The organism is Allorhizobium paknamense (assembly GCF_030815125.1).
GTDB classification, from domain to species: Bacteria; Pseudomonadota; Alphaproteobacteria; order Rhizobiales; family Rhizobiaceae; genus Allorhizobium; species Allorhizobium paknamense.
On the sequence record NZ_JAUSWH010000015.1, the window covers coordinates 45,094 to 70,514 of the forward strand.

At 58.4% G+C, this 25,421-nt stretch carries 26 protein-coding genes and 2 pseudogenes; 14 read left to right on the forward strand and 14 right to left on the reverse strand.

What is annotated here, in order from left to right:
- Positions 1 to 50: 50 nt before the first annotated feature.
- From QO005_RS19030 to QO005_RS19045, 4 genes and pseudogenes are all read left to right on the forward strand, one after another.
- Positions 51 to 920: pseudogene (locus tag QO005_RS19030) on the forward strand (MBL fold metallo-hydrolase); the annotation flags it as partial.
- Positions 917 to 1,707: pseudogene (locus tag QO005_RS19035) on the forward strand (sulfite exporter TauE/SafE family protein). The pseudogenes QO005_RS19030 and QO005_RS19035, both read left to right, overlap by 4 nt.
- Positions 1,707 to 2,345 carry a class I SAM-dependent methyltransferase gene (locus QO005_RS19040; RefSeq protein ID WP_307159641.1) on the forward strand — a complete coding sequence of 213 codons (639 nt, stop codon included), beginning with the start codon at positions 1,707 to 1,709 and terminating at the stop codon, positions 2,343 to 2,345. Before QO005_RS19035 ends, QO005_RS19040 begins: the two are co-directional and overlap by 1 nt.
- 45 nt (positions 2,346 to 2,390) lie before the next feature.
- Complete coding sequence (locus QO005_RS19045) at positions 2,391 to 3,035, forward strand: CIA30 family protein (protein ID WP_307159642.1); 645 nt, start codon at positions 2,391 to 2,393, stop codon at positions 3,033 to 3,035.
- On the opposite strand, the gene QO005_RS19050 is transcribed toward QO005_RS19045, so the two are convergent.
- The 11 genes from QO005_RS19050 to QO005_RS19095 form a co-directional block, all read right to left on the reverse strand.
- Positions 2,982 to 3,593: a class I SAM-dependent methyltransferase gene (locus QO005_RS19050; protein ID WP_307159643.1), complete on the reverse strand. Its 612-nt coding sequence runs from the start codon at positions 3,591 to 3,593 to the stop codon at positions 2,982 to 2,984. The genes QO005_RS19045 and QO005_RS19050 overlap by 54 nt on opposite strands.
- Before the next feature lie 25 nt (positions 3,594 to 3,618).
- Positions 3,619 to 3,978: a DUF5368 domain-containing protein gene (locus QO005_RS19055; RefSeq protein WP_307159644.1), complete on the reverse strand. Its 360-nt coding sequence runs from the start codon at positions 3,976 to 3,978 to the stop codon at positions 3,619 to 3,621.
- 10 nt (positions 3,979 to 3,988) lie between these two features.
- The gene (locus QO005_RS19060) at positions 3,989 to 5,125 is read right to left on the reverse strand and encodes an NAD(P)/FAD-dependent oxidoreductase (RefSeq protein ID WP_503128569.1); all 1,137 of its coding nucleotides are present in this window, start codon (positions 5,123 to 5,125) and stop codon (positions 3,989 to 3,991) included.
- Positions 5,058 to 5,333: an FAD/NAD(P)-binding protein gene (locus tag QO005_RS24290; protein ID WP_503128570.1), complete on the reverse strand. Its 276-nt coding sequence runs from the start codon at positions 5,331 to 5,333 to the stop codon at positions 5,058 to 5,060. The genes QO005_RS19060 and QO005_RS24290 overlap by 68 nt, the downstream gene beginning before the upstream one ends.
- 162 nt (positions 5,334 to 5,495) lie before the next feature.
- The gene (locus tag QO005_RS19065; RefSeq protein WP_307159645.1) at positions 5,496 to 6,473 is read right to left on the reverse strand and encodes an SLAC1 anion channel family protein; all 978 of its coding nucleotides are present in this window, start codon (positions 6,471 to 6,473) and stop codon (positions 5,496 to 5,498) included.
- 103 nt (positions 6,474 to 6,576) lie between these two features.
- Positions 6,577 to 6,693: a cytochrome bd-I oxidase subunit CydX gene (gene cydX / locus QO005_RS19070; protein ID WP_307159646.1), complete on the reverse strand. Its 117-nt coding sequence runs from the start codon at positions 6,691 to 6,693 to the stop codon at positions 6,577 to 6,579.
- 43 nt (positions 6,694 to 6,736) lie between these two features.
- Complete coding sequence (locus QO005_RS19075) at positions 6,737 to 7,267, reverse strand: ferritin-like domain-containing protein (protein WP_307159647.1); 531 nt, start codon at positions 7,265 to 7,267, stop codon at positions 6,737 to 6,739.
- An 85-nt stretch (positions 7,268 to 7,352) separates the two neighbouring features.
- Complete coding sequence (cydB, locus tag QO005_RS19080) at positions 7,353 to 8,516, reverse strand: cytochrome d ubiquinol oxidase subunit II (protein WP_307159648.1); 1,164 nt, start codon at positions 8,514 to 8,516, stop codon at positions 7,353 to 7,355.
- A gap of 5 nt (positions 8,517 to 8,521) precedes the next feature.
- Positions 8,522 to 10,132 carry a cytochrome ubiquinol oxidase subunit I gene (locus QO005_RS19085; protein ID WP_307159649.1) on the reverse strand — a complete coding sequence of 537 codons (1,611 nt, stop codon included), beginning with the start codon at positions 10,130 to 10,132 and terminating at the stop codon, positions 8,522 to 8,524.
- A gap of 95 nt (positions 10,133 to 10,227) precedes the next feature.
- Positions 10,228 to 11,898 (reverse strand): amino acid ABC transporter ATP-binding/permease protein, encoded by a 1,671-nt coding sequence (locus QO005_RS19090; protein WP_307159650.1) that lies wholly within the window; start codon positions 11,896 to 11,898, stop codon positions 10,228 to 10,230.
- Positions 11,895 to 13,466, reverse strand: a complete 1,572-nt coding sequence (locus QO005_RS19095; RefSeq protein WP_307159651.1) for an ABC transporter ATP-binding protein/permease — start codon at positions 13,464 to 13,466, stop codon at positions 11,895 to 11,897. Before QO005_RS19095 ends, QO005_RS19090 begins: the two co-directional genes overlap by 4 nt.
- Before the next feature lie 206 nt (positions 13,467 to 13,672).
- Between QO005_RS19095 and QO005_RS19100 the strand changes: the two genes are divergently transcribed.
- From QO005_RS19100 to QO005_RS19110, 3 genes are all read left to right on the forward strand, one after another.
- Complete coding sequence (locus tag QO005_RS19100) at positions 13,673 to 14,146, forward strand: RrF2 family transcriptional regulator (RefSeq protein WP_307159652.1); 474 nt, start codon at positions 13,673 to 13,675, stop codon at positions 14,144 to 14,146.
- A 131-nt stretch (positions 14,147 to 14,277) separates the two neighbouring features.
- Entirely contained in the window at positions 14,278 to 15,687 is a 1,410-nt protein-coding gene (locus QO005_RS19105) for a methyl-accepting chemotaxis protein (RefSeq protein WP_307159653.1), read from the forward strand.
- 32 nt (positions 15,688 to 15,719) lie between these two features.
- A protein-coding gene (locus QO005_RS19110; protein ID WP_307159654.1) for an IS3 family transposase occupies positions 15,720 to 16,816 on the forward strand; the annotation gives its coding sequence in 2 pieces (ribosomal slippage) (positions 15,720 to 15,978 and positions 15,978 to 16,816; 1,098 coding nt in all).
- A 238-nt stretch (positions 16,817 to 17,054) separates the two neighbouring features.
- Here QO005_RS19110 and QO005_RS19115 read toward each other — a convergent pair.
- From QO005_RS19115 to QO005_RS19125, 3 genes are all read right to left on the reverse strand, one after another.
- The gene (locus QO005_RS19115; RefSeq protein WP_307159655.1) at positions 17,055 to 17,264 is read right to left on the reverse strand and encodes a YgaP family membrane protein; all 210 of its coding nucleotides are present in this window, start codon (positions 17,262 to 17,264) and stop codon (positions 17,055 to 17,057) included.
- Positions 17,265 to 17,360: 96 nt separating this feature from the next.
- Positions 17,361 to 17,792, reverse strand: a complete 432-nt coding sequence (locus tag QO005_RS19120; RefSeq protein WP_307159656.1) for an ArsR/SmtB family transcription factor — start codon at positions 17,790 to 17,792, stop codon at positions 17,361 to 17,363.
- Positions 17,789 to 18,439, reverse strand: a complete 651-nt coding sequence (locus tag QO005_RS19125) for a peroxiredoxin (RefSeq protein ID WP_307159657.1) — start codon at positions 18,437 to 18,439, stop codon at positions 17,789 to 17,791. Before QO005_RS19125 ends, QO005_RS19120 begins: the two co-directional genes overlap by 4 nt.
- A 121-nt stretch (positions 18,440 to 18,560) precedes the next feature.
- Here QO005_RS19125 and QO005_RS19130 point away from each other — a divergent pair, with 121 nt between their 5' ends.
- From QO005_RS19130 to cydB (QO005_RS19160), 7 genes are read left to right on the forward strand one after another with little or no spacing between them, the layout of a single operon-like run.
- Positions 18,561 to 19,499 (forward strand): MBL fold metallo-hydrolase, encoded by a 939-nt coding sequence (locus tag QO005_RS19130; protein ID WP_307159658.1) that lies wholly within the window; start codon positions 18,561 to 18,563, stop codon positions 19,497 to 19,499.
- A gap of 15 nt (positions 19,500 to 19,514) precedes the next feature.
- Entirely contained in the window at positions 19,515 to 19,946 is a 432-nt protein-coding gene (locus QO005_RS19135; RefSeq protein ID WP_307159659.1) for a YeeE/YedE family protein, read from the forward strand.
- Positions 19,943 to 20,383 (forward strand): YeeE/YedE family protein, encoded by a 441-nt coding sequence (locus QO005_RS19140; protein WP_307159660.1) that lies wholly within the window; start codon positions 19,943 to 19,945, stop codon positions 20,381 to 20,383. The genes QO005_RS19135 and QO005_RS19140 overlap by 4 nt, the downstream gene beginning before the upstream one ends.
- A gap of 14 nt (positions 20,384 to 20,397) precedes the next feature.
- Positions 20,398 to 22,089 carry a bifunctional protein tyrosine phosphatase family protein/NAD(P)/FAD-dependent oxidoreductase gene (locus tag QO005_RS19145; protein WP_307159661.1) on the forward strand — a complete coding sequence of 564 codons (1,692 nt, stop codon included), beginning with the start codon at positions 20,398 to 20,400 and terminating at the stop codon, positions 22,087 to 22,089.
- Positions 22,090 to 22,107: 18 nt separating this feature from the next.
- A complete protein-coding gene (locus QO005_RS19150; protein ID WP_307159696.1) occupies positions 22,108 to 22,899 on the forward strand; it encodes a sulfite exporter TauE/SafE family protein in 792 nt (263 codons plus the stop codon).
- Between the two features lie 21 nt (positions 22,900 to 22,920).
- A complete protein-coding gene (locus QO005_RS19155) occupies positions 22,921 to 24,324 on the forward strand; it encodes a cytochrome ubiquinol oxidase subunit I (RefSeq protein WP_307159662.1) in 1,404 nt (467 codons plus the stop codon).
- On the forward strand, positions 24,314 to 25,318 hold the full coding sequence (gene cydB, locus QO005_RS19160; protein ID WP_307159663.1) for a cytochrome d ubiquinol oxidase subunit II: 1,005 nt from the start codon (positions 24,314 to 24,316) through the stop codon (positions 25,316 to 25,318). The genes QO005_RS19155 and cydB (QO005_RS19160) overlap by 11 nt, the downstream gene beginning before the upstream one ends.
- The last annotated feature ends 103 nt before the right edge of the window (positions 25,319 to 25,421 follow it).

A 25,421-nucleotide genomic window follows, 5' to 3' on the forward strand; every position in this document is an offset into this window, starting at 1 on the left:
ACCGCAATGCCCAACGACTGAGATTAACGAGGGTACCCAAGATGACTGCAAAGCCCGATGTAAAAGGCTTTTTCGACGCGCAAACATTCAGCATCCAATATGTGGTCAGCGATCCGGCAACTGGAACATGCGCAATCATCGACCCGGTGCTCGACTATGACGAAAAGTCGGGCGCAACCGCAACCCGCAATGCCGATGCGATCCTGGATTACATCGGGGAAAAGCGCCTCAGCGTCGAGTGGATCCTCGACACCCATCCCCATGCAGACCACTTTTCCGCCGCCCGGTATCTCAAGGACAAGACCGGCGCGCCGACCGCGATAGGCGCGCGTGTGGTTGAGGTACAAAAGCTCTGGAAGGACATCTACAACTGGCCGGATCTACCAACCGATGGCTCGCAGTGGGACCGCTTGTTCGAAGCCGGCGACACCTTCTCGGTGGGTGATCTCAATGGCCGCGTCCTCTTCTCGCCCGGCCACACGCTTGCCTCGATCACCTATGTGATCGGCGACGCAGCCTTTGTGCATGATACACTGTTCATGCCAGACAGCGGCACGGCGCGCGCCGATTTTCCCGGCGGGAGTGCAAAGCGGCTCTGGGCCTCGATTGAAGAGATCCTGTCACTGCCCGACGAGACGCGCCTGTTCACAGGGCACGACTATCAGCCGGACGGGCGTGAACCCCTCTGGGCGAGCACTGTCGCCGAACAGAAGCGTAGCAATCCGCATATCGCCGGCAAGGACGAGGCAGCCTTCGTCGCGCTGCGCGACGCTCGCGACAAAACCCTTCCCATGCCAAAGCTGATCCTGCATGCACTACAGGTCAACATCCGTGGAGGACGCCTCCCAGAACCGGAAGCGAACGGCAAGCGCTATCTGAAGATCCCGCTGGATGCACTCGCAGGGGCTGCGTGGGAATGAACGATCTGGTCACCCAGGCTCTGACGGCGATCGGTTCGGGCGGTCTCGTGGGCTTTACGCTTGGACTGATCGGGGCCGGGGCTCCATTCTGGCGACACCTCTGTTGCTCTACGCGGTTGGCATCTCGCAGCCGCATATCGCCATCGGCACCGGTGCTCTTGCCGTATCGGTCAATGCCTATGTCAACCTCATCGGCCATGCCCGCAAAGGGCATGTCTGGTGGCGTTGCGCGTTTGTTTTTGCCGCTACCGGGACGGTAGGTGCACTCGCCGGCTCAACACTCGGGAAAGCATTCGACGGGCACAAGCTGCTTTTCCTGTTTGGTCTGCTGATGCTGGTCGTTGCAGCCCTGATGCTCCGGCCCCGGAGGACCATAGCGTCAGACGTCGTCAAGATAGATGGCCTGACATGCTGGAAAACGGCGGCTGTTGCCATAGCGGCAGGAGCAGCATCCGGCTTCTTCGGAATTGGCGGAGGGTTCCTGATCGTGCCGGGCCTGATGCTCGCGACCGGCATGCCGATGATCAACGCGGTCGGGTCGTCGCTTCCCGCCGTCGGCACATTCGGCCTCGCCACTGCGCTCAACTACGCAGCCTCGGGCCTGATCGACTGGGCGGTCGCTGCGGAGTTCATCGGTGGCGGCGTAATCGGCGGCTTCGGCGGCATGCTGCTGGCAACTCGTCTGTCGACAAAGCGAAATCTCCTCAATCGAATTTTCGCTGTGCTGATCATCATCGTTGCATTTTATGTACTCTACAAAAGCAGTGCTGCAATCCTGCCGCTCTGATGGAAGGTTTGGAAATGTCTTTGTCTAAGCAGCAGAAATTCTGGAACCGAATCGCCGGGCGCTATGCAGCGCGCCCGCTGAAAGACATGGCAGCCTATGACGCCATGATCGGCGATGTCGCGTCACGTCTCAAACCAGGAGATCACGTCCTTGAGCTCGGCTGTGGTACCGGCGGCACGGCAATCCGGCTTGCGCCCCATGTGTCACATTGGACAGCGACAGATTTCTCGGCTGAGATGATCAAGATCGCTCAGGATAAACCTGCGGGCGCCAATCAGACCTTCAAGATTGCGGACGCTGAGAATGCCTATGATGGTGGTCCGTTCGACGTCATCTGCGCCTTCAACGTTCTGCATCTGGTGGAAAACCAACCAGCCACCTTGGCGCAGATATTCGCCAATATGAAACCTGGCGGTCTGCTTATCTCGAAAACCTGGTGTTTCGCCGACCTGAAGTTCAAGTTTCGTCTTCTGTTTCGTGCGCTGCAGTTCGCAGGCCTATTTCCTGCGGTCAAGCCGCACAGTATCCCTGAGCTTCGGCAGTCGATTATAGATGCTGGTTTTGAAATCACAGACGAGCGGATCTTCGGCAAGTATCCGCAAAACCCCTACATCGTCGCGCGTAAACCTGAGACGTGAGGTGTGACTTCGCTTCCGTCTGCAGGGAGGATATAGGACAACCTGATGCGTTTCAAAATTGGGCTTGCGGCAGTGATCACGCTGATACTGTTGGCTTACACACCGGCGCTGGCGGGTGAGATGTTGATAGACGATTTCAAGCTGCAACCCGAAACTCGCTGGCGCTTTTTCGCAGACACCGTCATGGGCGGCGTTTCATCGGGACGGGTCCAATTCGTCAGCGAAGACGGGCATGCGTATGCACAGATGACAGGCCGCGTAAGCACCGATAACCGTGGCGGCTTCATTCAGATCCGGTTGAAACTGCAGGACACTCCGCCGGAGAACACAGTCGGCATACGTTTGATTGTCCGTGGCAACGATCAGCGATACTTCGTGCACCTGCGCACAGGAGGCACGATCTTGCCCTGGCAATTCTATCAGGCCGGATTTGATGTGACGCGGACTTGGACCGAGGTGCGACTTCCCCTTACTGAGTTCAAAGCGTCTGGACCGATCTTGCGCAACATTCCGCGCGCAAGCAGCCTGACATCGATCGCGATAGCCGCTTATGGACGCAACCACGATGCGGAATCAGCGTCCGCGAAATCGGCTTCTACTAGACCCACGTACCATTGCGGGAGGTCCCCAAGCCGGTCAGCCCTTGCGGGCCACCAGTCCGATAACAGCGGACGGCCCGCTATGCCCTGATCCCTCGTCAAGGATGACTTCTTCTTCGACGATCTTGAGGATTTCAAATTCTCCAAAGGCGGACAGCAGCATTTCTCGCGTATAAAGCTGCGCCGGATCACCTGGCCCACCGGTTCGATGACGCAATTGTTCGGGTGTATATCCCTGAACTACGAGATGCCCCCCAGGTCTTAGAGCCGTTTTCATGGCGGCCCATTTCCGGGCTCGTTGATCAGGCGAGCTGAACTGGCTGAAGATATCCACCACCAGGTCATACGCGGCCACCGGATACTGCCACGCGTGAACATCCGCATGCACCAATTCGATTGATACACCGCGACGGATCGCCAGTCCTTCGGCTTTGCGCTGGGCGACAGCCGAGAAATCCAGTGATACGACCTGCCAGCCTTGTTCCGCCAACCATAAGCCATTGCGACCCTCGCCGTCTGCAACGCATAGCGCCCGCCCTCTGTTAGGGGCGGGAGCATGGGTCCGCAGAAACGCGTTGGGGGCCTCACCAAACACATAGTCATCGGTATCGAAGCGACTGTTCCAGCGCCTCTGCTCTGCGTCATTCATCAAAGATACTGGCTCCAGCCCGGCTTCACTGGCTCAGGCTCTTCGTTCTGAAAAACAGAGACTGGGCCGTGTAGACCAGGATCGCCGCTCCCACAGCCCCCATGGCGGCCACACCCAACAGCACGATAACGTCGACAGGCCCACCGATGTCGCGCAGATGGGAATTTGTCACAGATTGCACGAAGACGACGGCCGCAACTGCACCAAAGGGCATGGCGAGTTGCGCGAGGAGGAACTTGCGCATCGACATCGATCGATCGCGGATCAGGACATATAGATAAGCCAGTGTCACGACGATCGCGGCGACGACCATGGCCCAGAACAGGCCGGGGCTGAAGATCTCTTCGAACACGGCGATGAGGGTTTCGAATGTCAGTTCTTTCATGGCGTCCTCCTCAGGCCTTGCCGCGCAGCATTGCATTATAGGTCGCCTTGATGGCCACCTCTTTCATGAGCCAGCTGATCCATAGCTCCTCCAGCGGTGCTATGACGTCCGGAAACGAGGGGACCAGAATGTTGTGGTAGTCGAACTCGACCAGCATGGCGCGACCCACCCGGGTGATCAGGGGGCAAGAGGTATATCCGTCATAGACCGCAGCGCCCTCGCGCCCCTCTATGGCCGCGACCAGATGGTCTTCGACGACAGGCACCATCCACTTGACCGAGGCAGCCGTTTTTCCCTTCGGCACACCGGCCACATCGCCCAGGGCAAAGATCTCGGGATAGCGCAGATGACGCAGGGTTTTCATGTCGACCTCGACCCAACCCTGATCGGTCCATTTGTCCGCCCAGGACAGACCGGACTGCCGAATGACATCAGGTGCACGCTGCGGCGGGATCACATGCAGATAGTCGTAAGGCATCTCGACTTCAGACTGCATTTCAACCTTGGTGATGGGGTCGAGTTTCGTTTCCACGAAAGTCGCGCGTTTCGTGCCTGGCTCAATGGATTTCAGCCTGTGACCGAAATGCGAGGTGATTCCACGCTCTTCAAACAACATGCGAACTTTTTCATGCACGATCGGCACGGAAAACAGCGCCTGCTGCGGAGCGGCGTAGTACATCTCGTATTTTCCGGCCGCGCCGCTGCGGCTGGCAATGTCTTCGATCAAAAACGTGTGCTTGAGCGGTGCGCCCGCGCATTTCATCTCGGTAGCTGGCCGCGTGAAAAGACCGATGCCGCCTTTCTCGGTGAATTCCGATGCTGCCTGCCAGGTTCGAGCCGCATATTCAGGTCCTGCATACAATGCGCCGATACCGTTCTGGCCGACGAGATCCAGTGAGAAACCCTCGATGGCATCATGGTCCAGCACGAGCCCGGGTGCGACGACCAGAAAATCATAAGGCACGATCTGCCCGCCCGTGGTTGCAACAGTTTTCGCGACCGGGTCGATCTGAGCCGCGTGCTCAGCGATCAGGGTAATACCGTCCGGTAGCCAGTCAGTGGTTTTTGACAGTGTATAGCTAGCAGGCTTCAAACCCGCAGCCAACCAGCGAGAGACCGGGCTGATAAAGATGCTCGGCGCGCGCATCGACGATCGTGATCCGGGCACCATCGAGCCGTGACACCAGATGATTGGCGAGAGCCGTGCCTGCAGCCCCCGCTCCGATGATGACAATGCGGGCTTTCGTCGCAATCCGGGCAGCGCGCGCCGGAAAGCCAACTGTTGCAGCAGCCAAGCCCGCCACACCGACACCGAGCAAGGCGCGGCGGGAAGTCGGTAGACCTATTAATTCCATGATTTCTCCTCCGAGGTGTGTCGTATCCGTGCCACGGGTTTGCCGGCCAGGATTAAAGATCAAACACACGCAAAAACTGCAATGTGTTACGGATCGCTCGTCAAGCATTCCCGACCAGCTATCGGCCACATCGATGGTACCGTCGCAGTTCGGGCAGACGTTTCACTCGGGCACGCAGATCGCGCCGGCCCTGATGGCAAGTGCCGTCCGTGCGATCAGCCCGACAACGACGGCCATCAGAAGCGCAAGAAGTCCCAATCCGATGTAACGATGGGCGTCCGAGCCTATGGCTTGGGCATAGCCGAAGCTTGCGATCGACAGGGCCGCGAGGGGGAAGGAGAGTGCCCACCAGGAAAGTGCGAAGGGCATGGTCCGGAACTTTGGCAATTGGGTCGTCACAAGGAGCGCGAATACATAGGCGACCGACAGGAGGAAATGCCCGAAATGGCTGACTTCTCCGGTCAACCTCAGCCATGCGGTGAAGGCCACGGCGGGCGGCGCGACCAGGATCATCAGCGTCGGCACCATCCGGCCCGGCAAGGGATCGTGAAACATCAGGCGGTTCATGACAAGCGTCAGGAGCACCAGCCAGAAGATGAGCCCGCCGGAGAAGAACAGCCAGGACACCTCTATGTAACCGAGCCTGGCACCTGCGAGGGGCACGATGACATTGCCGACCGCTGGAATGAACCATGCCGGCGTCAATTGCCCTTGTTGGAAAGGACGATGCCCGATCCAGGCACCGATCACCGACAGCGCCAGAACACCCTGTAGCGCAGTGGCCGACAGCCAGACGAGATGTGCAACATCTGGCATCCGCTCAAACAACGCAGCCGACAGCAAGAGAAGCGAAATCGATATTGCTGGAAAGAAGGCGATCCGCACGGGATGGTTCCACTCTGCCTTTACTTCGGCAAAGTGTTTGAGAACCTTTGCAGAATAACCCATAGCCACGGCCACAAGCATGACCACCGCCAGCATCAACACCCCGGTGGAAGCGATAGTGTTCAATGAATATGCGTGTTCCGCCGCCCGGATGGCGAGGGTTAGCCCCATCATACCCATCCCCACGGCAAAGGACGTGACAGGGTAATGCGCAATCCGCATCGTTGCGGCAGGGTGGGTATCTGCAGTCGTCATCGGTTCAGTCCGTGTCGGGAGTGGGAGATGCTGCGGCAAGGCGATGGAATACTCGCCTTGCCGCAAAGCAATCACATGAGATGAGGTTCGTCCGGATGCCCGGTCAGGAACCGTTGTGATTCAATTTCTTTTCATCCTCTTTCATCTCCAGCCACATAGCATTCATGACCGCAAAGATGGCCGCCAGAGGGAGGCCGAGGATCCAGGCGAAGTACCACATGTTTCAGTCCTTTCTAATTCGCGACCTGTCGGCCGATCCGGGATCAGCCTTTGGACTGACCATTCCCTTTGCCTTTGCCCTGCCCGCCTCCGGCGGCGCAGCGCTGAAACGCCGGAAGGTGGTTGTTAATCGAGGCATCCCGCAAAGCGGTAAACACGCGTGTTATGTCAGGATAACGCATCACCGCAGGAAGCAGGTCTTCGTCATACAAGCGAGCATTCTCAATTTCGGCGGCAACGCCAACTGCGCAAACCTCTTGCAAGGTAGCGGGCAGTGCCTCATGCGGTTTGTCACCCGTGAGGTACCCGTTGGCGGGGGCGGCCATGCCATAGGTTTTCATCAGATCCAGCAGGGCGGCCTGATGCTTGCGCTCGGCCTTGATAATATTCGAGAATGGCCGCACATCGCCAAATGCGGCGAGTGTTGCGGCATAGACGGCCTCGGCGTTGTATTCGTCGTCAAGGGCGCGCAACACCGCCGTCTGGGCGGCCTCTGGCAGTGGAGCAGCCAGCGCCGGGCCTGCGGCCAATCCGGCCAGAGTGGCCGCAGTGCAAAGCGAAAGAGGTCGTTTCATCGATTCAATCCTATCTGGTTGGGCTGGTTGACCGAACATTGTGGCCCGGTGCAGCCTTTGTTCCTTGGGGCGAAGGGACCGCCCGTTAGTAGACCGAGTGCGAGTTGTCGGTGACGTCGGCTTCGGTGACCTTGCCCCAGAGAACCTTGTAGACCCACGCCGTGTACATCAGGATCAGCGGCATGAAGATCACGGTCACCACCAGCATGATGAACAGCGTCAGATGGGACGAAGAGCTATTCCACACCGTCAGCGACGATTGCGGGTCGGACGAGGAAGGCATGATGAAAGGGAACATCGTCAGGCCAACCGAAGAAATCACGCCGAGGATCGCCATCTTCGAGAAGAGAAGCGTGGAGACTTCCCGGCCTGCGCGCAGGCCGAGGAAGGTCAGCACACCACCCAAGATGCCCATGACCGGGGCAATCGCAATCCATGGACGGTCTGTATAGGCGGCCAGCCAGGTGGCGGTTTTTTCCACTTCGAAATGCAACGGATTGGACGGGCCGCCGGTGACGTAGTCGCCGACGATACGATAGCCCTCAATGCCCACCGCCATCCAAAGGCCAGCCAGAGCATAGGCAGCGACTGCAACCAGTGCAGCGACCGAGCCGATGCTGCGTGCACGGCTCTGCACCACACCATCAGCCTTCAGCGTCAGCCAAGCTCCCCCATGCATGATGAGCATTGACAGCGACACCACGCCGGCCAGGATCGAGAACGGATCGAGAAGGCCGATGAACTTCAAGTACCAAGCGCCTTCATAGATCGAATGCAGGTCATCGGTGAAATGAAACGGTACGCCCTGGATCACGTTGCCGACGGCGACGCCGAACAGAAGGGCAGGTACGGCGCCAGAAGCAAAGAGCGCCCAGTCCCAAGCGGTGCGCCAGCGCGGGTCATCCCGTTTCGAGCGGTATTTGAATGCCACCGGACGAACGATGAAGGCCGCCAACACCACGAACATGGCGAGGTAGAAGCCCGAGAAGCTGACAGCATAGAGCGGCGGCCAGGCAGCAAAGATCGCACCGCCGCCGAGGATGAACCAGACCTGGTTACCCTCCCACACGGGGCCCACCGTATTAATTGCCACGCGGCGCTCAAGATCGGTCTTTCCAACGAAGGGCAGTAAAGCTCCGACGCCCATATCGAACCCGTCTGTCAAGGCAAACCCGATGAGCAACACCCCGAGCAGCACCCACCAAAGGACACGCAGAATTTCGTAACTCAGCAATTCATGCAGGATCATGGCGATTACTCCGCTGGCATGGCTATGGCGTCGGCATTGTGCCGGCCAGCAAGCCGTTCATTGTGACGCACAACCCAGGCATCGGTTTCTGGTACATCCTGGAACGGGCCCTTGCGGATGTATTTGAGCATCAGCCCCATCTCGATGACGAAGAGGATCGTGTAGAAGGTGATAAACCCGGCCAACGTCAGCGCGACCTCGGTGATCGAAAGGGCACTGACGGACATGGCTGTCGGCAGCACTCCGTCAACCGTCCAGGGCTGGCGACCGAATTCGGCGACGAACCACCCCATCTCGGCTGCGATCCAGGGGGCCGGGATCATGATAACCGCGAGCCAGAGGGCCGGACTCGGATAGTTCATGCCCTTGAACGAGGCGCGGTAAAAGAAATAGGCCATGGTGGCGATGAAGCCGAAGCCGAGCCCGACCATGATCCGGAAGGCCCAAAACAGCGGCCAAACAGTCGGCACGGTGTCATTGGAGGCAGCAACGATCTGCTCTTCCGTCGCCTGCCTTGGATCCTCGACATATTTCTTCAAGAGGAACGCGAAGCCCAGATCGGCGGAATGACTTTCAAACGTCGCCTTGATGGCCGGATCGGCTGCGTCGCGCTTCTCGCGGATATGCATCAGTGCGTCATAGGCGATAATGCCACTGCGAATGCGGCTTTCGGCCTGTGCCACGAGATCGTTGATGCCGGGAATCTCGGTCGTCAGCGAGCGCGTTCCAATCAGGCCCATCGCCCACGGAATTTCGATCGCATAGTGGGTGTCACGGGCATCCTGGTTGGGGAAGCCGACCAGATTGAACGGTGCCGGGGCTTCATGGGTTTCCCACATGGCCTCGATGGCAGCCAGCTTCATCTTCTGGCTGTGGGTTGCAGAATATCCGGACTCGTCGCCAAGCAGAACCACCGAGAAAGCCGATGCAAGGCCAAAGGCTGCAGCAACGGTGATAGACCGTCTGGCCAATTCAACATGACGATCCTTCAGCAGATACCAGGCCGACACGCCGATCACGAAAACCGCAGCCGTAACGTAGCCTGCAGAGACGGTATGCACAAACTTGGCCTGTGCGACCTCGTTGAATAGCACGGCGAAGAAGTCGGTCATTTCCATGCGCATGGTCTGCGGATTGAACTCCGCACCCACCGGGTTCTGCATCCAGCCATTGGCGATCAGGATCCACAAGGCCGAGAAGTTCGAGCCGATGGCGACCAGCCAGGCCACCGTCAGATGCGCGACCTTGCTCAACTTGTCCCAGCCGAAGAAGAACAGCCCGACGAAGGTCGCCTCAAGGAAGAAGGCCATCAGGCCTTCGATTGCGAGCGGCGCACCGAAGATGTCGCCGACATAATGGCTGTAATAGCTCCAGTTCATGCCGAACTGAAACTCCATCGTGATGCCGGTCGCGACGCCGAGAACAAAATTGATCCCGAACAGGGTGCCCCAGAACTTGGTCATCTGTCGCCAGATGGGGCGGCTGGTCATGACATAGACCGTCTCCATGATCGCGACCAGGATCGAAAGACCCAAGGTCAGCGGCACGAAGAGGAAGTGATACATGGCGGTCATAGCAAACTGCAGCCGTGACAGCTCGACGATACCGAATTCCATAGATTTGGCTCCAGTTTTCGGGGTGAATTCCGCGCGATACATATTCGAGTTGGTATATGAATCGCGTATTTCGCGCCCGGGAGCTTTGACTCAGATCAATAACCGGTATTCTTGATATGACTTTTTTCTAAAGCCACGATCCGCCCCGCGAATTCGGTCTCGATCCGCCGATGCGCAGCAATCAAAATGGCCGCATCCGGTAGGATACGCCGGATACCCAGAAGAACAGCATAGGCAGTGGCGTCGTCGAGCCCTTCTGTCGGCTCATCCAGCAGCAGGACGCGCGGAGATCGCAACAATGCCCGCGCCAGGACGAGGCGGCGGGCTTCCCCACCGGATAGGCCATCTCCCCGCGGACCTATGCGGGCTGAGGGCCCGCCGCGCTCTCGCACGATGTGATCGAGCTGCGTCACTGCTAGAACGTCCCACAAACGAGCTTCCGCGACCGGCCCTGCAAGCTCCAGCGCCTCGGCGAAAGTCCCTGCCATGAGGCTGCTGCGCTGGGGCAATAGGGTGACGTGGCGACGAAGGACAATCTCCGGCCAATCGGCAATTGCTCGCCCACCCAAGATGATCTCGCCGGCCGCTACGGGATGGAGACCGGCAATTGCCAGCAGCAAAGTCGATTTTCCCGTCCCGCTGGCCCCGGTGATCGCCACAGTCTCACCGGCCGCCACTGAAAACGACGTTTCCCGCATCAGAGGCTGTGCTCCATCGGGTCGATGGAGCACAAGTCGTTCCAGGCGCAACGCAGAGTTTTCAAACACCGGATCCCCGTCAGTCAGAAATGAAACGGGCCGGGTCAGATCGCCTCCGACCCGGCGAGCGGCGTCGGCCATGCGACCGAAATCCGCTGCAGCACGGCGCAAAGGTGCAAGGGTTTCCGAAAGGGCAAACGCGGCAAAGAAACCGAGGGCGGCGAAAGCGGGCTCGATCTCCCCCGACTGCACCAGCATCATGCCAATGCCCAGGGCACCGGCCGCAACGATGGATGTTACAACGGCCAACAGGGCACCTGCACGGCGCTCGGCTCTGTCGAGCCGCCGGCGATGCTGCAGGCGTCGGAACTCAGCATCGTCGACCGCGCGCCTCTGTGAATCCAGGAAGCCGTAGACCGCAAGATCCCGTCGGGCCCGGATCATGTCGATCAAACGCGAACGGAAAGCCTGAGCCGCGAGTTCAGCCCGGCGTGACATTCGCGTCGTCGCGCGGGCGCCCCATCCGAAGGCCAGTCCCGAGCCGATAATATAGCCAACGAAAACCCACAGCGCGACCAAGGGGGAAACAAGAAGCCACAGCGCAACTAGCGCCACGATCTGAGCTGAGACACCCGCCAGCAGCGGAAGAACCAATCGCAGTGCGACCCCGTCCAGCGCATCTATATCACCAGTCAGCCTGTTGAGTGTCTGAGCGCCCCGCATGTGTATCATGCGATTATAGCTGCTGGTCAGAAGGCCAGCGAGAAATCTAATACGAAGTGTTTCCAAAGCACGCAAAGTAGCATCATGGGTCAGCATTCGCTCTCCGTAGCGCGCCGCCGCACGACCAAGCGCGAGGAAGCGAACCATGGCCGAGGGACGAAACACGTCGAACACCGCCCCTGCTCCCACAAGACCTGCAGCGGCAGCTGCTGTGATAAACCAGCCCGAGAGCCCCAGAACGGTAACTCCCATGATGATCACGAGAAGGCTGAGAGCTGCCCCGCGCAGCATGGCAGTCTGCTGCTCGCGCAGGATCAGCCGAAAGATGTCAAAGAGCGGCTTCACGTCACATCCCCCAGATCGATGACCCGATCCATTCGCGCAGCTAAGGTTTGGTCGTGGGTCGCGATGATAAGGGTTACACCTAGCGCCGCCTGCGCCAGAAGCCCTTCGGTGACCATGCGAGCAGTTTCTGCATCCAAGTCTGCCGTCGGCTCGTCCGCCAGAAGCAGGTCTGGGGCTCCATGGACTGCCCGGGCAAGAGTGAGCCTGCGGGCTTCTCCACCCGAAAGTCCCGCGCCTGTTTCTCCGAGCCGCGTCCTGAGCCCCTGCGGCAAGGCATCGGCAACATCCGCTACTGCAGCGGTTTCGAGAGCGGCCCTAACGTCACCGCCGCGACCAAGAGTAAGATTCTGGCACAGGCTGCTCCCTAGAAAGTGTGGCGCCTGCGGCATCCACCCCAACCGGGCGCGCCAACTGTCGGCGTTTTCGGTCGTTAAAGGCTGATCAGCGACGGTGACAGATCCATGCCTTGGCAATTCCAGACCCGCCATCAGCCGTAGAGCGCTGGTCTTACCCGAGCCGCTTCGTCCCACCAGCGCGACACGTTCTCCATCGGCAATTGCGATGTCGGGGAGCTGTTTGCCTGCCGGCGTGCAGCAGCCATGCAAGGCCACACGCGCAGGTCCAGGCAGTCGCGCTGCAATGGCGCCCGCGCCCGGAAGCCGTGCATGCCGCTCGGAAGAATAGGCCGCAAATTCGTCTACCACTGCCATGGCCGCCTGCTTGTCATGCCATGCGGCCGACAAGTCGCGTAGGGGCTGATAGAATTCTGGTGCCAGCAGAAGCAGGAAGATCCCGGCTTCCGGTGTCAGAGGCGCTCCCCAGGTACCGAACTGCAATGAGCCCAGAAGCGAGAAGCCGACATACACGGCCACCATGGCAACGCCGATGGCCGCAAACAGTTCGAGAACCGTCGAGGAGAGAAAAGCCACCCCGAGCACGCCGACCGTGCGCCGCCGCAGGTCGCCCGCCTGCTTCGAAAAGCCCTCAAGCACGTTAGGGCCGGCACCTAGCAAGCGAATGTCGACCAGGGCAGACAGCCGCTCCACGAGGAAATCGTTCAGTGTCCCAATTTCGATCATCTGGCGCGCACTGGCCTTTTTGGCAGCCATTCCAACCAGAGCCATGAACAAAGGGATTGATGGCCCGGAAATCAGAAGCACAATCCCAACTGCCCAGGAATGCCAGAACGCCAGCGCCAGAATGACGATCGGCAATACCAACACCCTTGCCCGGGCTGGGCCATAGCGGGAGACGTAAGGGCCCAGCAGTTCGAGCTTCTCGCTCGCCAACGCAGCAATGCTGCCTGCGCCGCCGAATGTGCTGTCATTGGCGCGGCTTGCCTCAGTCGCGACCAACTCCGCCCGCTTTTTTGCGATAACGGCTTCTGCGGCTGCTTGGGCATTCAAATCCGCCAAGTATCCCAGCACGGCACGGAGAAGGCCAAGCCCGGCAAAGCTTAATGCGGCAACGAGCGGCGATGACGCGTCGCCTACCAGTAGGTCGCCAATAGCCCAGGCGACGACGGCTGCCTGCATGGGCCAGATCAACCCTGACAGCACCGAGAGCATGGCAGCACGATGTCCTCGGTCCTGGCCCGGGCTGAGAAACACAGAAAGGTCGGAAGTTCGTTGGGAAGGAGGGGCCATGAAAGTACTCAAACTTTAATCTCAGATGCGACTTAAAGCAGATTTTGCTCTCCGACTGTGATCTAAATCAAGGACTGCAAATCGGCGCTGTATACTTTCAGGACGTAACTCCCGAGGAAATGGCACAGATGCGGCTCACCACTAAAACCAATTTGGCAGCACGTGTGCTGATGGCTTGCGCGATCAACGACGGCAGAACGCTGCGCAGTGTTGAGATTGCCGATGCCTGTAATGCCTCTCTCAATCATCTTCTGCTAGTCGTCGGGGCTCTGCAGGCCCATGGTTTTGTCGAGACGATCCGCGGCCGCAACGGCGGACTTCGCTTGGCCCGCGCGCCGGCTAAAATTTCGATAGGCGAGGTTTTCAGGGTCTTCGAGGCGGGTGTGCCCTTCGCGGAGTGCTTTTCGCCTGACACCAACACCTGTCCGCTAACCGCCTCCTGCCGGCTTAAAAGCTTTGTTTCTCGAGCCGTTGAAGCGTTCTATCACGAACTGGACATGGTCACTCTGCATGATTTGACTAAGGGCAATTGCGGCCTCGACGAACTACTTTTCGTCCGAGATAGTCTTAGCGACGCATATGCTAAAGCGGCGTTGCGCTAATGCGTCTTTCGCCAATGCCAGTTACCAAGCAGGACGAACGAATTAATATAACATTAATTATTTCTTACGATTTCTAGACCATCTTACACCAACGGCACTTCTGAACGCTGCCGAGCAGGGGGAACAAATCGATGTCTGGGTTTCAAGTGCAGACGAACATAAATTCTGACAACAGCCATCAATATCTTGTCGATTGCATTAAGGCTGTGATGCAGGGCAACTTCAACGTCAGGCCGTTCGGATCTTCCGATCTAGATCACGCGATTGAGGAATTGATTGCCCATTGTCAGTCACGCGAAGCCCTGCAGATGAAGGATGTCGTTAAAGTCTCGGTTAACCTGAATGAGACGGCTGCTATGTCTGCGAACCTATTGTATGACTTGAAGCAAGTTGATCACCGGACACAGGAAATTGCTGCGGCCGCCGAGCAGATGGCAGTTACAGTCGATGAAATAGCACGTCACGGGGAGGAAATTTCCAACGGCATGCGTCAGGCAGAATCCGTCTGCGGCGAGGCAAGACAAGCTGCGCAGGAAAGCCGAAACAGTGTTGAGGAAATAAATGTCGTTCTGGGTGAAGCAAGCGGTAAGGTCACTACAATCCATATGCTTGGCGCAAGGATTTCGGAGATTGCAGCGAACATCAAAAAGATCGCATCCCAAACCAATATGCTGGCCATCAATGCTGCGGTAGAGGCGGCACGCGCTGGTGAAACGGGCCGCGGCTTTGCTGTGGTTGCATCCGAGGTAAAAGCACTCTCGGATCGCACCGCTACTGCGACATCTGAGATCACCAAAATTGTGATGGAACTTGAGCAAGGTCTTTCCGCAATGAACAGCGCGATGGATCGCAGCAGATCGTCGGCAAGTTCCGGATCGATCACCCTTAATCAGCTTGAAGCTCGGCTCGAGCTTGCTCTTGATCAAGTAAGAACAAGCACTGCGAGTGCTTCTCAGATTGCAGTTGCGCTGTTGGAGCAAAAATCCGCATCTTCAAGTGTCGCAACTGGTATCAGCGGGATCGCTAGTAGCGGGAACAACGCGACCAGCCAGCTTAATCGGATCATGGACGTGGTAGAGGTTGCGCAAGAAGGGCTTGATCGTCGTTTGGCTGCTCTTGACGACCAAGACATACCAGCGAAAGTAATTTTGTTGGCACAATCCGATCACGCTGTCTGGAAGCGGCGATTAGCTAATACGCTGGTTGGTCGTGATAAGCTTTCACAAAGCGAGTTGACTGACCACACTAACTGTAGGCTTGGGAAATGGTACTCCAATGCGCGCACATCCGATATTGGACAAGATAGCGATTTCTTAGAACTGGACGAACCCCATTGCAGTGTCCATCAACACGGCATTGAGCTAGTACGATGCTACAACGCCGGAAATATAGGAGCCGCGCTAAGGCAACTCCAGTGTGTGGAAGTAGCTTCGGAAAAGGTACTTCAAAGATTGTCACGCCTCGAAAACAGGTCGTCCCAACCGTCCCCAGAGCTGGCTCGGGAAATCTGCACAGCGGGGATAAGTGGGATTTCCGCCTGACTTCGGCTTAGATGCCGGGAACAGGAGTTACCATGACGAGACGACCGCGCCGGAACCACAGCCCGGCTTTCAAGGCGAAGGTGGCACTTGCCGCCATCCGAGGTGAGCAGACGCTGGTGGAATTATCCCAGCAGTTCGATGTGCACGCCAACCAGATCAAACAGTGGAAAGATCAGCTCCTTGAGGGGGCGACGGGCGTTTTCGGCGATGAAGCCAAGGCTGAACCGGCAGGCCCGACCGTGGACGTTAAAACGCTGCATGCTAAGATCGGCGAACTGACACTGGAGAACGATTTTTTGTCCGGTGCGCTCGGCAAGGCGGGATTGCTGGGCGGAAAGAAATGATCGACCGCGAGCACAAGCTATCCGTCGTGCGCCAGGCGAAGCTTCTCGGCTTCAGCCGTGGAAGCGTCTATTATCTACCGCGTCCAGTGTCCGATGGCGATCTGGCCTTGATGCGGCGGATCGACGAACTGCATCTCGACTACCCCTTTGCCGGAAGTCGGATGTTGCAAGGGCTCTTGAGGGGAGAAGGGTTGGAGGTCGGGCGATTGCACGTCGCCACGCTGATGAAGAAGATGGGCATCGAGGCGATCTACCGCCGCCCGAACACCTCCAAACCAGCGCCAGGGCACAAGATTTATCCCTACCTCCTGCGCAAGCTGGCGGTCACCCGACCCAACCAGGTCTGGGCAATGGACATCAGTTATATTCCGATGGCGCGGGGCTTCGTTTACCTCTGCGCCGTTGTCGACTGGTTCAGCCGGAAGGTCCTGTCGTGGCGGCTGTCGATCACGATGGAAGCGGCCTTCTGCATCGAAGCGGTCGAGGAGGCGCTCGCCCGCTATGGCAAGCCGGAAATCTTCAACACGGATCAGGGCTCGCAGTTTACCTCGGTGGACTTCACGGCGGTGCTGAAGAAAGCTGAGATCGCCATCTCGACGGATGGCAAGGGTGCATGGCGCGACAACGTCTTCGTCGAGCGGCTCTGGCGGTCGATCAAATACGAGGAGGTCTACCTCCACGCCTACAAGACGGTGTCTGAGGCCCGCGTCGGCATCGGCCGCTATCTGAGCTTTTACAACACCCGACGCCCACATTCATCCCTTGACCGGCAGACGCCGGATTAGGCCTACTTCAACGCGCTGGCACCAATGATGATGGCGGCATAATCGAGGCGGAAATCCACTTAGCAAAACGCCCGAAACTGTTCAGACAAACCGAGCCACCTCTCTTGCGCCTTCAACCTTTATGGAGAGCTGGGTTATGAAGTGGTACTGGTGGCCTGCTGCCGGTTTCTTGGACACCGAGTTAAGGTGTTTCCAATGAAACTGGAGCACTGATGCCGAATGAGCAGTTAATGTGCGCTCAGCGCAATTTGCAGGTATTCAAACCCAACAAGGTGTAGGCGGGGCAAAAGCGAATGACAGCAGTCAAAATCATGACGACACCGACGGCCGGTACAACGAATTGCCAGTTGCCCCAGGACGCCAGCCATGGGGTTACGAACGGCAGAGCCACCAGGCACAGACCTAGAATGACACGGACCGCGCGATCCACCGAACCAACATTTTTCATTTTATCCTCCCCAACAGGTTTCCAAATTTGATGACATCATTCGACTGACACGTCTGCGATTCCACGGCCCTAGCGAGGCTGGCGCGAGTTCACGCCTCAATCGGCCTTTTCCAGCCGTGCCCAACGCGCCATCTCGCCGACAAAGCCTTCCGGGGCACCCGGCCTTTCTCCCGCAGGCAAAGTCCGAGCCTCGATTCGGGGAGAAGTTTGGTTGTCCCCGACATTGCAAAACACCCGCATCAGCATCTCCATAACGGCTGCAACGCGATCATCGGCGATCGAGTAGTAGATTTGCCGCGATTCTCGCCGCGTCTGCACAACGCCGGCCTGACGCAGTTCACCAAGCTGCTGCGATAGCGCCGGCTGCTTGAAATCCAGGTCTCCCTGGATCTCACCGACGGACCTCTCCTTCTGCGCGATATGGCAGAGCAGCATCAGGCGGCTGGGCGTACTAAACAAGCGCATGAAGTCTGCAGCCTCGGCTGCCTTTTCCTGCATTGCTCCAAGTGAGGATTGGACGCCAATCATGCGCGGCGCTCCCGGTAATACCAGGACTGACCTTCAGCCATCTGCTCCGCATCCTGCATCGAAGAAGCCGCTGGCTCGACGAGCGCATCGCCGGGATGCCAGCCTTCCGGCGTCAGGGCACATTCACGTTGCGATGTCTGCAGCGCTTCCACCAGCCGCAAAAGCTCTTCGACCGACCTCCCCACGTTCATCGGATACCAGACGATCGCTCGGATAATACCTTCAGGGTCGATCACAAAAGTGGCACGAACCGTACCGCTGTTTTCAGAGGAAGCATCCAGCATCCCGTAAGCCTTCGCGATAACCATCGCTGAATCCTCGATCAATGGAAAGCCGACCCGGACACCGAAGCTGCGCTCGATATCGCGCAGCCATGCGACGTGAGAGTAGAGGCTGTCGACGGACAGGCCGAGAAGATCACAGTTCAGCTTCGCAAATTGAGGGTGCGCCTTGGCCAGCGCGATGAACTCGCTCGTGCAGACTGACGTGAAGTCCGCGGGATGTGAGAAGAACATCACCCACCGACCGCGATAATCGGACAGAGATACCTCTCCGCTTGTCGAGCGCGCCGAGAAGCCAGGGGCCTTGTCATTCAGGCGAAGCGCAACGGCTGCCTTAGCGGTGTCCACAGTCGTCATATCCATCATTAGTCCTCATCGTTCCGGGAACACACTGCCTATACCCGGACCTCAGTTTCATAGCCATCAAAATACATACTTGCATTGTTAGTGTAAATATGTATTTTCAGATTATTGATAGGAGGCAATTATGGCTCACACCAATCTCGACCCCCATCTCTCGCACGCGGCAGACATCGTCCGCAGCGCGCTGGGCAACGCAGCGCTACGCCCCGTTGTGCGGTCATTCTTTGACCCTGCAACCTTCACAATCAGCCATGTGGTAAGGGATCCATCATCTCATGCATGCGCCATTATCGACAGCGTCCTCGACTACGACCCGGCCTCCGGGAGAACGATGAACGCTTCCGCGCAGGCGCTGATTGATTACATAAAATCTGAAAGTCTCGAAGTGCAGTGGCTTCTTGAGACCCATGCGCATGCCGACCATCTGTCGGCTGCGCCCTTCCTGCAAAAGGAAATCGGCGGTCAGCTCGCCATCGGACGCGAGATCATCCGCGTTCAGGAGGTGTTCGGTAAAATTTTCAACGCCGGCACGGAATTCCAGCGCGACGGCAGTCAGTTCGATCAGCTCTTCCAGGATGGCGACCGTTTCAAGATCGGCAATCTCGATGCAACGGTCCTGCATGTGCCGGGTCACACGCCGGCATGCCTTGCTTACGTCATCGGTGACGCCGTTTTTCCGGGTGACACCATGTTCATGCCGGATTACGGCACGGCGCGCTGCGACTTTCCGGGCGGTGATGCCCGCACGCTTTATCGATCGATCAAGCGCCTGACCCAGTTGCCGGACGAGGCGCGCATGTTCATGTGCCACGACTACAAGGCACCGGGCCGCGACGAATATGTCTGGGAAACGACCGTCGGCGCAGAGCGCACCAGCAATGTGCATGTTCATGATGGCGTCAGCGAGGATGAATTCGTGGCGATGCGCAACGCCCGCGATGCAACGCTTTCGATGCCGAAACTGATCCTGCCGTCGGTTCAGGTGAACATGCGTGGCGGACAGATGCCACCGGCCGAAGACAACGGCGTCCAGTACCTGAAAATCCCTGTAAACGCGCTCTAGGAAATTGGCTCTGCCATGTCAAACCTCAGCTTTGTCTGGCCGCTTTCGGGCGGCCTCCTGATCGGTCTTTCGGCAGCACTGTACTTGCTGCTGAATGGCCGCATCGCCGGGATCTCCGGATTGACCGCCTCTGCCTTCGGCTGGACGGGCACTGGGATAAGCCCGCTTGGCCTTGGCTTCCTCGGCGGCATTCTGGCAGGCGCCGCAGTTGCATTTGCGTGGATCCGCCACGCTGACCTTTCGATCACATCGTCTCCCGCCCTTCTTATCATCGGCGGACTGCTCGTCGGTTTTGGGACCCGCCTTGGATCGGGATGCACGAGCGGCCATGGCGTCTGCGGTCTTGCCCGGCTGTCGCCCCGCTCCATGGTTGCGACGGTCACATTCATGATCGTCGCGGCGGTCACGATCTTCATCGTCCGCCATCTGGCCGGAGGCTTGTCATGACATATCGCGTTCTCGCGTCCATTCTCTGCGGTCTGCTGTTCGGTGCGGGACTGGTCATCTCCGACATGGTCAATCCCGGGCGCGTGCTTGCCTTCCTCGACATCACTGGTGCCTGGGACCCCTCGCTTGCCTTCGTCATGGGCGGGGCGCTTATTCCGTCTTCCATTGCCTACGCGATCAAGCGCCGCCGCAGCCGCCCTGTCCTGGAAAGCCAGTTTCACGTCCCCGAGAACCGAACAATCGATGGCTCACTTTTGGGTGGGGCTACCCTGTTCGGTCTCGGCTGGGGTCTGGTCGGCCTCTGCCCCGGCCCCGCCATCGCATCGCTGGTAACGGGCCGCTGGGAGGCGGTCCTATTCGCAGCGGCCATGCTCGCCGGCATGTTTGCCCATCGCATCGTCACTTCGCCGCGCAATGCCCCGCGCACCGCTTACTGAGGAGGAGCTTTCTCATGGATATCCGCAAGATCAACGACAGCATCAGCGTTTCGCCCCAGATCAAGCTTGAGGAAGCCCATGAGCTGACGCAGCTTGGCTTCAAGTCCATCATATCGAACCGGCCTGATGGCGAGGAGAGTGGCCAGCCGACCGCAGACATGATGTGTTTGGCCGCCGAAGCTGCCGGTCTTGAGTTTCGCCACATCCCGGTCGTCGCGTCCGATATCGGTGATCGCGACATCGCACTTTTTGACGAAGCCATGAAGGACCTGCCCAAGCCCATCCTCGCCTTCTGTCGATCCGGCACCCGCGCTGCGACGCTCTGGGCACTCTCACAGGCGCCTTCTATTGGCGAAGACACAGTCCTTTCCGCAGCAAAGTCTGCCGGTTACGACTTATCGCAGCTTCGGCCCCGTCTGTCTTCGACGTCCAATACCGAGAATATGAGCGCGAAAGACGCAAAGTCTTCGACAGCCTGTGACGTTCTAATCGTCGGCGCTGGTGCTGCAGGTATCGCGACAGCGGCCAGCCTCTTGAAGCGTCGAAAGTGCCTTAGCATCGTCCTTGTCGATCCCTCTGAGCGTCATGCTTACCAGCCCGGCTGGACCATGGTCGGCGGCGGGATCTTCAAGCCCGAGGATACGGTCAGGCCAATGCGTGATCTCATTCCGGATGGAGTCAAGTGGGAAAAGGCTTCGGTCGCCGCATTCGAACCGGATCATGATCGTGTCGTTCTGTCCGACGGTCGTCGCATCAGCTATCGCATGCTGGTTGCCGCTCCTGGAATCAAACTGAATTGGTCAGCCATAGAGGGCCTGGAAGAAACGCTCGGGCGAAATGGCGTCACCTCCAACTATCACTACGATACCGCGCCGTATACCTGGTCTCTGGTCCAGAACCTTAAAGGCGGTCGCGCCCTCTTCACCCAACCGCCCATGCCGATCAAATGCGCCGGGGCTCCGCAAAAAGCGATGTATCTGTCGGGCGATCACTGGTTTCGACAGGGCCGGATCAACGATATATCGATCCAGTTCCACAATGCCGGACCGGTTCTGTTCGGTGTGAAGGACTACGTGCCGGCGCTGATGGAGTATGTAAAAAAGTATCGCGCCAACCTGAATTTCGGATCGAAGCTGCTTGCGGTTGATGGGACGCGTAAGGAAGCTCGGTTTGCCAACACGGCTGCCGACGGCACTGTCACCGAAGAGACGGTCGGGTTCGACATGATTCATGTCTGCCCGCCGCAGGTCGCTCCCGACTTTGTCCGCGACAGTCCGCTCGCCAACCAGGCCGGCTGGATCGAGGTCGACGAGGCAAGCCTGCAGCACAAGCGCTATCCGAATGTGTTCTCGCTTGGAGACGCGGCCGGCACATCGAATGCCAAAACGGCGGCAGCAGCCCGCAAGCAGGCGCCAATCATTGCGGAAAATGTCTTGGCCGTGCTTGATGGGAAGTCTATGCCCGCCGCTTATGACGGGTATGGGTCATGCCCACTGACGGTCGAGCGCGGCAAAATCGTGCTCGCCGAATTTGGCTATGGCGGCAAGCTGCTTCCTACGTTCCCGACCTGGATTATCGACGGCACCAAGCCATCGAGCCTTGCCTGGTATCTGAAGGCCGAAGCGCTGCCGCCGATTTACTGGCACGGCATGCTGAAGGGTCGCGAGTGGCTTGTCAGTCCGGACCTCAAGAAGACAGCCGCCTAAGGACCCTGGACAATGAACATGATGCTTGATCCGCTGCAATACGGTCTTGGCGCGGTCTCAGGGGGACTGGTCGGCTTTACACTTGGCCTGTTTGGTGGCGGCGGCTCGATCCTGGCCGTGCCGCTTATGGTCTACGTTGTTGGCGTCCCGAGCGCACATATGGCAATCGGCACGAGTGCCTTTGCCGTTGCCGCGAACGCCTTCACCAACCTTCTCGGCCATGCCCGTCTCGGTAACGTCAAATGGCGCTGCGCCGGTATTTACAGTGTGACGGGTATCATCGGCGCTTTCATCGGCTCGACGTTCGGCAAGATGGTCGACGGCCAGAAACTGCTGATCCTGTTTGCGTTGCTGATGCTGGTCGTCGGCGTCCTGATGTTTCGCAAGCGCGGCGCACAAGGCAATCCGGGTGCCCAATGCTCGCGCGAGAACGTCCACAAGGTTGCCGGCTTCGGCGGCCTTACAGGCATCTTCTCCGGATTCTTTGGCATTGGCGGCGGGTTTCTGATCGTGCCTGGCCTGATTGCCTCGACGAATATGCCGATCCTCTATGCGATCGGCTCGTCGCTCGTTGCAGTCACTGCCTTCGGCCTGACAACCGCACTGAACTATGCGTTCTCCGGTTATGTTGACTGGCTGCTGGCAGCTATCTTTATCACCGGTGGTATCTTCGGAGGTTTTGCCGGGTCATACCTTGCAAAGGGCCTCTCGGCGAAAAAAGGGACGCTCAACAGCCTCTTTGCCACACTGATTTTTGTTGTCGCGGCTTACATGCTTTATAAGAGCATTGGCCCGGCGATGCACGCCTGACGCTCATATGTTGGAGTTTCCATGTTCGAGCATTTCGACGCGGTCGTCCTTGCCCGCATTCAGTTCGCCTTCACGGTTTCAGCTCATATCATTTTTCCAGCATTCTCGATCGGCACGGCGAGCTACCTGTTTGTGCTCGAAGCCCTGTATTTGAAGACCAGGCGCGAGGTCTATCTCGAGCTTTTCAATTTCTGGAAAACGATATTTGCCGTCGCCTTCGGCATGGGCGTCGTCTCTGGCATTGTCATGTCCTACCAGTTTGGCACCAACTGGGCTGTGTTTTCCGACAAGGCGGGCCCAGTCATCGGCCCGCTGATGGGTTACGAGGTCCTGACGGCTTTCTTCCTGGAGGCAGGTTTCCTTGGCGTCATGCTGTTCGGGCGGGAACGAGTCGGTCCGGGCCTACATTTTTTCGCCACCAGCATGGTCGCCCTCGGTACGCTGATTTCTGCGACCTGGATTCTTGCCGTGAATTCCTGGATGCAGACTCCGGCCGGCTTCGGCATGAACGACAAGGGGCAGTTCATTCCGGTCGATTGGTGGGCGGTGATCTTCAATTCGTCTTTCCCGTATCGTCTCGTCCACATGGTTCTCGCTGCATACCTCACCACGGCCTTTGTGGTGGGCGCAGTCGGCGCATGGCATCTGCTACGGCGCACCGCGCCTCTGCGCGCCTATACGATGTTCTCAATGGCCATGTGGATGGCCGCCATCGTTGCACCGATCCAGATCTTGGCTGGAGATGCACACGGGCTCAACACGCTCGAGCATCAACCTGCCAAAGTCATGGCAATGGAAGGGCATTTCGAGAGCCATCCAGATGGTGCTCCCCTTATTCTGTTCGGCTTGCCCAATCAGGCGGAGAAGCGCGTCGATTATGCGATCGAGATTCCAAAGCTATCCAGCCTCATTCTCAAGCATGGTCTGAACGAGTCGCTAGCCGGCCTTGATACGATTCCAGACGATAAGGAGCCGCCGGTTGCGATCGTCTTCTGGTCGTTCCGAATTATGGTCGCGATTGGCTTCGCGATGCTGGGCATCGGCGTCTGGTCGTTGTTCTGTCGCTACCGCGGGACATTGAACTCGAATATTTGGCTACAGAGGGCGGCGGTCGCCATGGGCCCCGCAGGCTTCGCCGCTGTCTTGGCCGGTTGGGTCACCACGGAAGTCGGCCGGCAGCCTTACACGATCTATGGCCATCTGCTGACGTCTCAGTCGCACTCGCCGATTGCAGCTCCCGCAGTTGCAACGTCACTTATCGCCTTCGTTATCGTCTATTTCTTCGTGTTCGGAGCAGGCACCTTCTATATCCTCCGGCTGATGGCGCGCCTGCCGCGCGACCCCACACCGGAACTGCAGGAAGGGCCGATCCGAACACAAGGGATTACACCGGGTCCAGCACAAGGAGGCTCCCATGCCCATTGATCTCGCCTTCGTCTGGGCTGCCATCATCGCCTTCGCTGTGCTGGCCTATGTCGTCATGGATGGCTTTGATCTTGGCGTCGGCATTCTGTTTCCGTTCTTTCCCGACAAGAAGGATCGCGACGTGATGATGAATTCCGTCGCGCCTGTCTGGGATGGAAATGAGACATGGCTGGTACTCGGCGGCGGTGGCCTGCTCGCGGTCTTTCCCCTCGCCTACGCGACCATCCTTCCGGCGCTTTACATGCCGCTGATCGCTATGCTGCTTGGACTGATCTTCCGGGGCGTTGCGTTCGAGTATCGCTGGCGCACGAAGCGATGGGAGCGGGTGTGGGATGTCGCTTTTGCAGGCGGTTCGCTTGTTGCCGGCTTCTGCCAGGGGGTCGCACTCGGAGCGCTCGTTCAGGGAATTACCGTTGTGGACCGCGCCTATGCTGGTGGCTGGTGGGACTGGCTGACGCCGTTCTCGGTTGCGACTGGTGTTGCGCTTGTCATTGGCTATAGCCTCCTAGGCACGACCTGGCTCGTCATGAAGACGGAAGGCGATTTGGCTAGCCGCGCGAAAAAGCTGGCTTTGCCGCTCGGCATTGCAACCGTTGGAGCCATGGGGATCTTCAGCCTATGGACGCCTTGGCTGCGGCCGCTCTACCTCGACCGCTGGTTTGGCTTCCCCACGATGATCTTCAGTGTCATCGTCCCGGTTCTGGTCCTCGGTTGCCTTTATCTGATCGTCAAGGGGCTGAAGTCCGGCAGGGACGCACAGCCATTCCTGGCATCGCTCGGTCTGTTCATGCTGGGCTACGCTGGCATCGGGATCAGCTTCTATCCGTACATTGTGCCCACCTCACTGACGATCTGGGATGCCGCTGCACCGCCGGAAAGCTTGTCTTTCTTACTTGTCGGAGCTCTGGTGCTCGTGCCGATTATTCTAGCCTATACCGCATATGCTTACTGGGTGTTCCGCGGCAAAGTCCGCCACGAAGAGGGATATCACTGATGACGCATGGAGCAGCTTGGGTAAAACGCATCGGCTGGTTCGTTTTCCTTTGGATTGCCGGCGTTGGTGTGACCCTTACGATCGCGTTCGGCATCCGCCTTTG

Coding starts and splice junctions, on each gene's coding strand:
- QO005_RS19040 (WP_307159641.1), top strand. CDS start 1,707: ATGGAAGGTTTGGAAATGTCTTTGTCTAAGCAGCAGAAATTCTGGAAC.
- QO005_RS19045 (WP_307159642.1), top strand. CDS start 2,391: ATGCGTTTCAAAATTGGGCTTGCGGCAGTGATCACGCTGATACTGTTG.
- QO005_RS19130 (WP_307159658.1), top strand. CDS start 18,561: ATGGCTCACACCAATCTCGACCCCCATCTCTCGCACGCGGCAGACATC.
- QO005_RS19155 (WP_307159662.1), top strand. CDS start 22,921: ATGTTCGAGCATTTCGACGCGGTCGTCCTTGCCCGCATTCAGTTCGCC.
- QO005_RS19150 (WP_307159696.1), top strand. CDS start 22,108: ATGATGCTTGATCCGCTGCAATACGGTCTTGGCGCGGTCTCAGGGGGA.
- cydX (WP_307159646.1), bottom strand. CDS start 6,693: ATGTGGTACTTCGCCTGGATCCTCGGCCTCCCTCTGGCGGCCATCTTT.
- QO005_RS19125 (WP_307159657.1), bottom strand. CDS start 18,439: ATGATGGATATGACGACTGTGGACACCGCTAAGGCAGCCGTTGCGCTT.
- QO005_RS19085 (WP_307159649.1), bottom strand. CDS start 10,132: ATGGAATTCGGTATCGTCGAGCTGTCACGGCTGCAGTTTGCTATGACC.
- QO005_RS24290 (WP_503128570.1), bottom strand. CDS start 5,333: ATGGAATTAATAGGTCTACCGACTTCCCGCCGCGCCTTGCTCGGTGTC.
- QO005_RS19065 (WP_307159645.1), bottom strand. CDS start 6,473: ATGACGACTGCAGATACCCACCCTGCCGCAACGATGCGGATTGCGCAT.
- QO005_RS19105 (WP_307159653.1), top strand. CDS start 14,278: ATGTCTGGGTTTCAAGTGCAGACGAACATAAATTCTGACAACAGCCAT.
- QO005_RS19140 (WP_307159660.1), top strand. CDS start 19,943: ATGACATATCGCGTTCTCGCGTCCATTCTCTGCGGTCTGCTGTTCGGT.
- cydB (WP_307159663.1), top strand. CDS start 24,314: ATGCCCATTGATCTCGCCTTCGTCTGGGCTGCCATCATCGCCTTCGCT.
- QO005_RS19075 (WP_307159647.1), bottom strand. CDS start 7,267: ATGAAACGACCTCTTTCGCTTTGCACTGCGGCCACTCTGGCCGGATTG.
- QO005_RS19060 (WP_503128569.1), bottom strand. CDS start 5,125: ATGCGCGCGCCGAGCATCTTTATCAGCCCGGTCTCTCGCTGGTTGGCT.
- QO005_RS19095 (WP_307159651.1), bottom strand. CDS start 13,466: ATGCTCTCGGTGCTGTCAGGGTTGATCTGGCCCATGCAGGCAGCCGTC.
- cydB (WP_307159648.1), bottom strand. CDS start 8,516: ATGATCCTGCATGAATTGCTGAGTTACGAAATTCTGCGTGTCCTTTGG.
- QO005_RS19055 (WP_307159644.1), bottom strand. CDS start 3,978: ATGAAAGAACTGACATTCGAAACCCTCATCGCCGTGTTCGAAGAGATC.
- QO005_RS19115 (WP_307159655.1), bottom strand. CDS start 17,264: ATGAAAAATGTTGGTTCGGTGGATCGCGCGGTCCGTGTCATTCTAGGT.
- QO005_RS19100 (WP_307159652.1), top strand. CDS start 13,673: ATGCGGCTCACCACTAAAACCAATTTGGCAGCACGTGTGCTGATGGCT.
- QO005_RS19050 (WP_307159643.1), bottom strand. CDS start 3,593: ATGAATGACGCAGAGCAGAGGCGCTGGAACAGTCGCTTCGATACCGAT.
- QO005_RS19145 (WP_307159661.1), top strand. CDS start 20,398: ATGGATATCCGCAAGATCAACGACAGCATCAGCGTTTCGCCCCAGATC.
- QO005_RS19120 (WP_307159656.1), bottom strand. CDS start 17,792: ATGATTGGCGTCCAATCCTCACTTGGAGCAATGCAGGAAAAGGCAGCC.
- QO005_RS19135 (WP_307159659.1), top strand. CDS start 19,515: ATGTCAAACCTCAGCTTTGTCTGGCCGCTTTCGGGCGGCCTCCTGATC.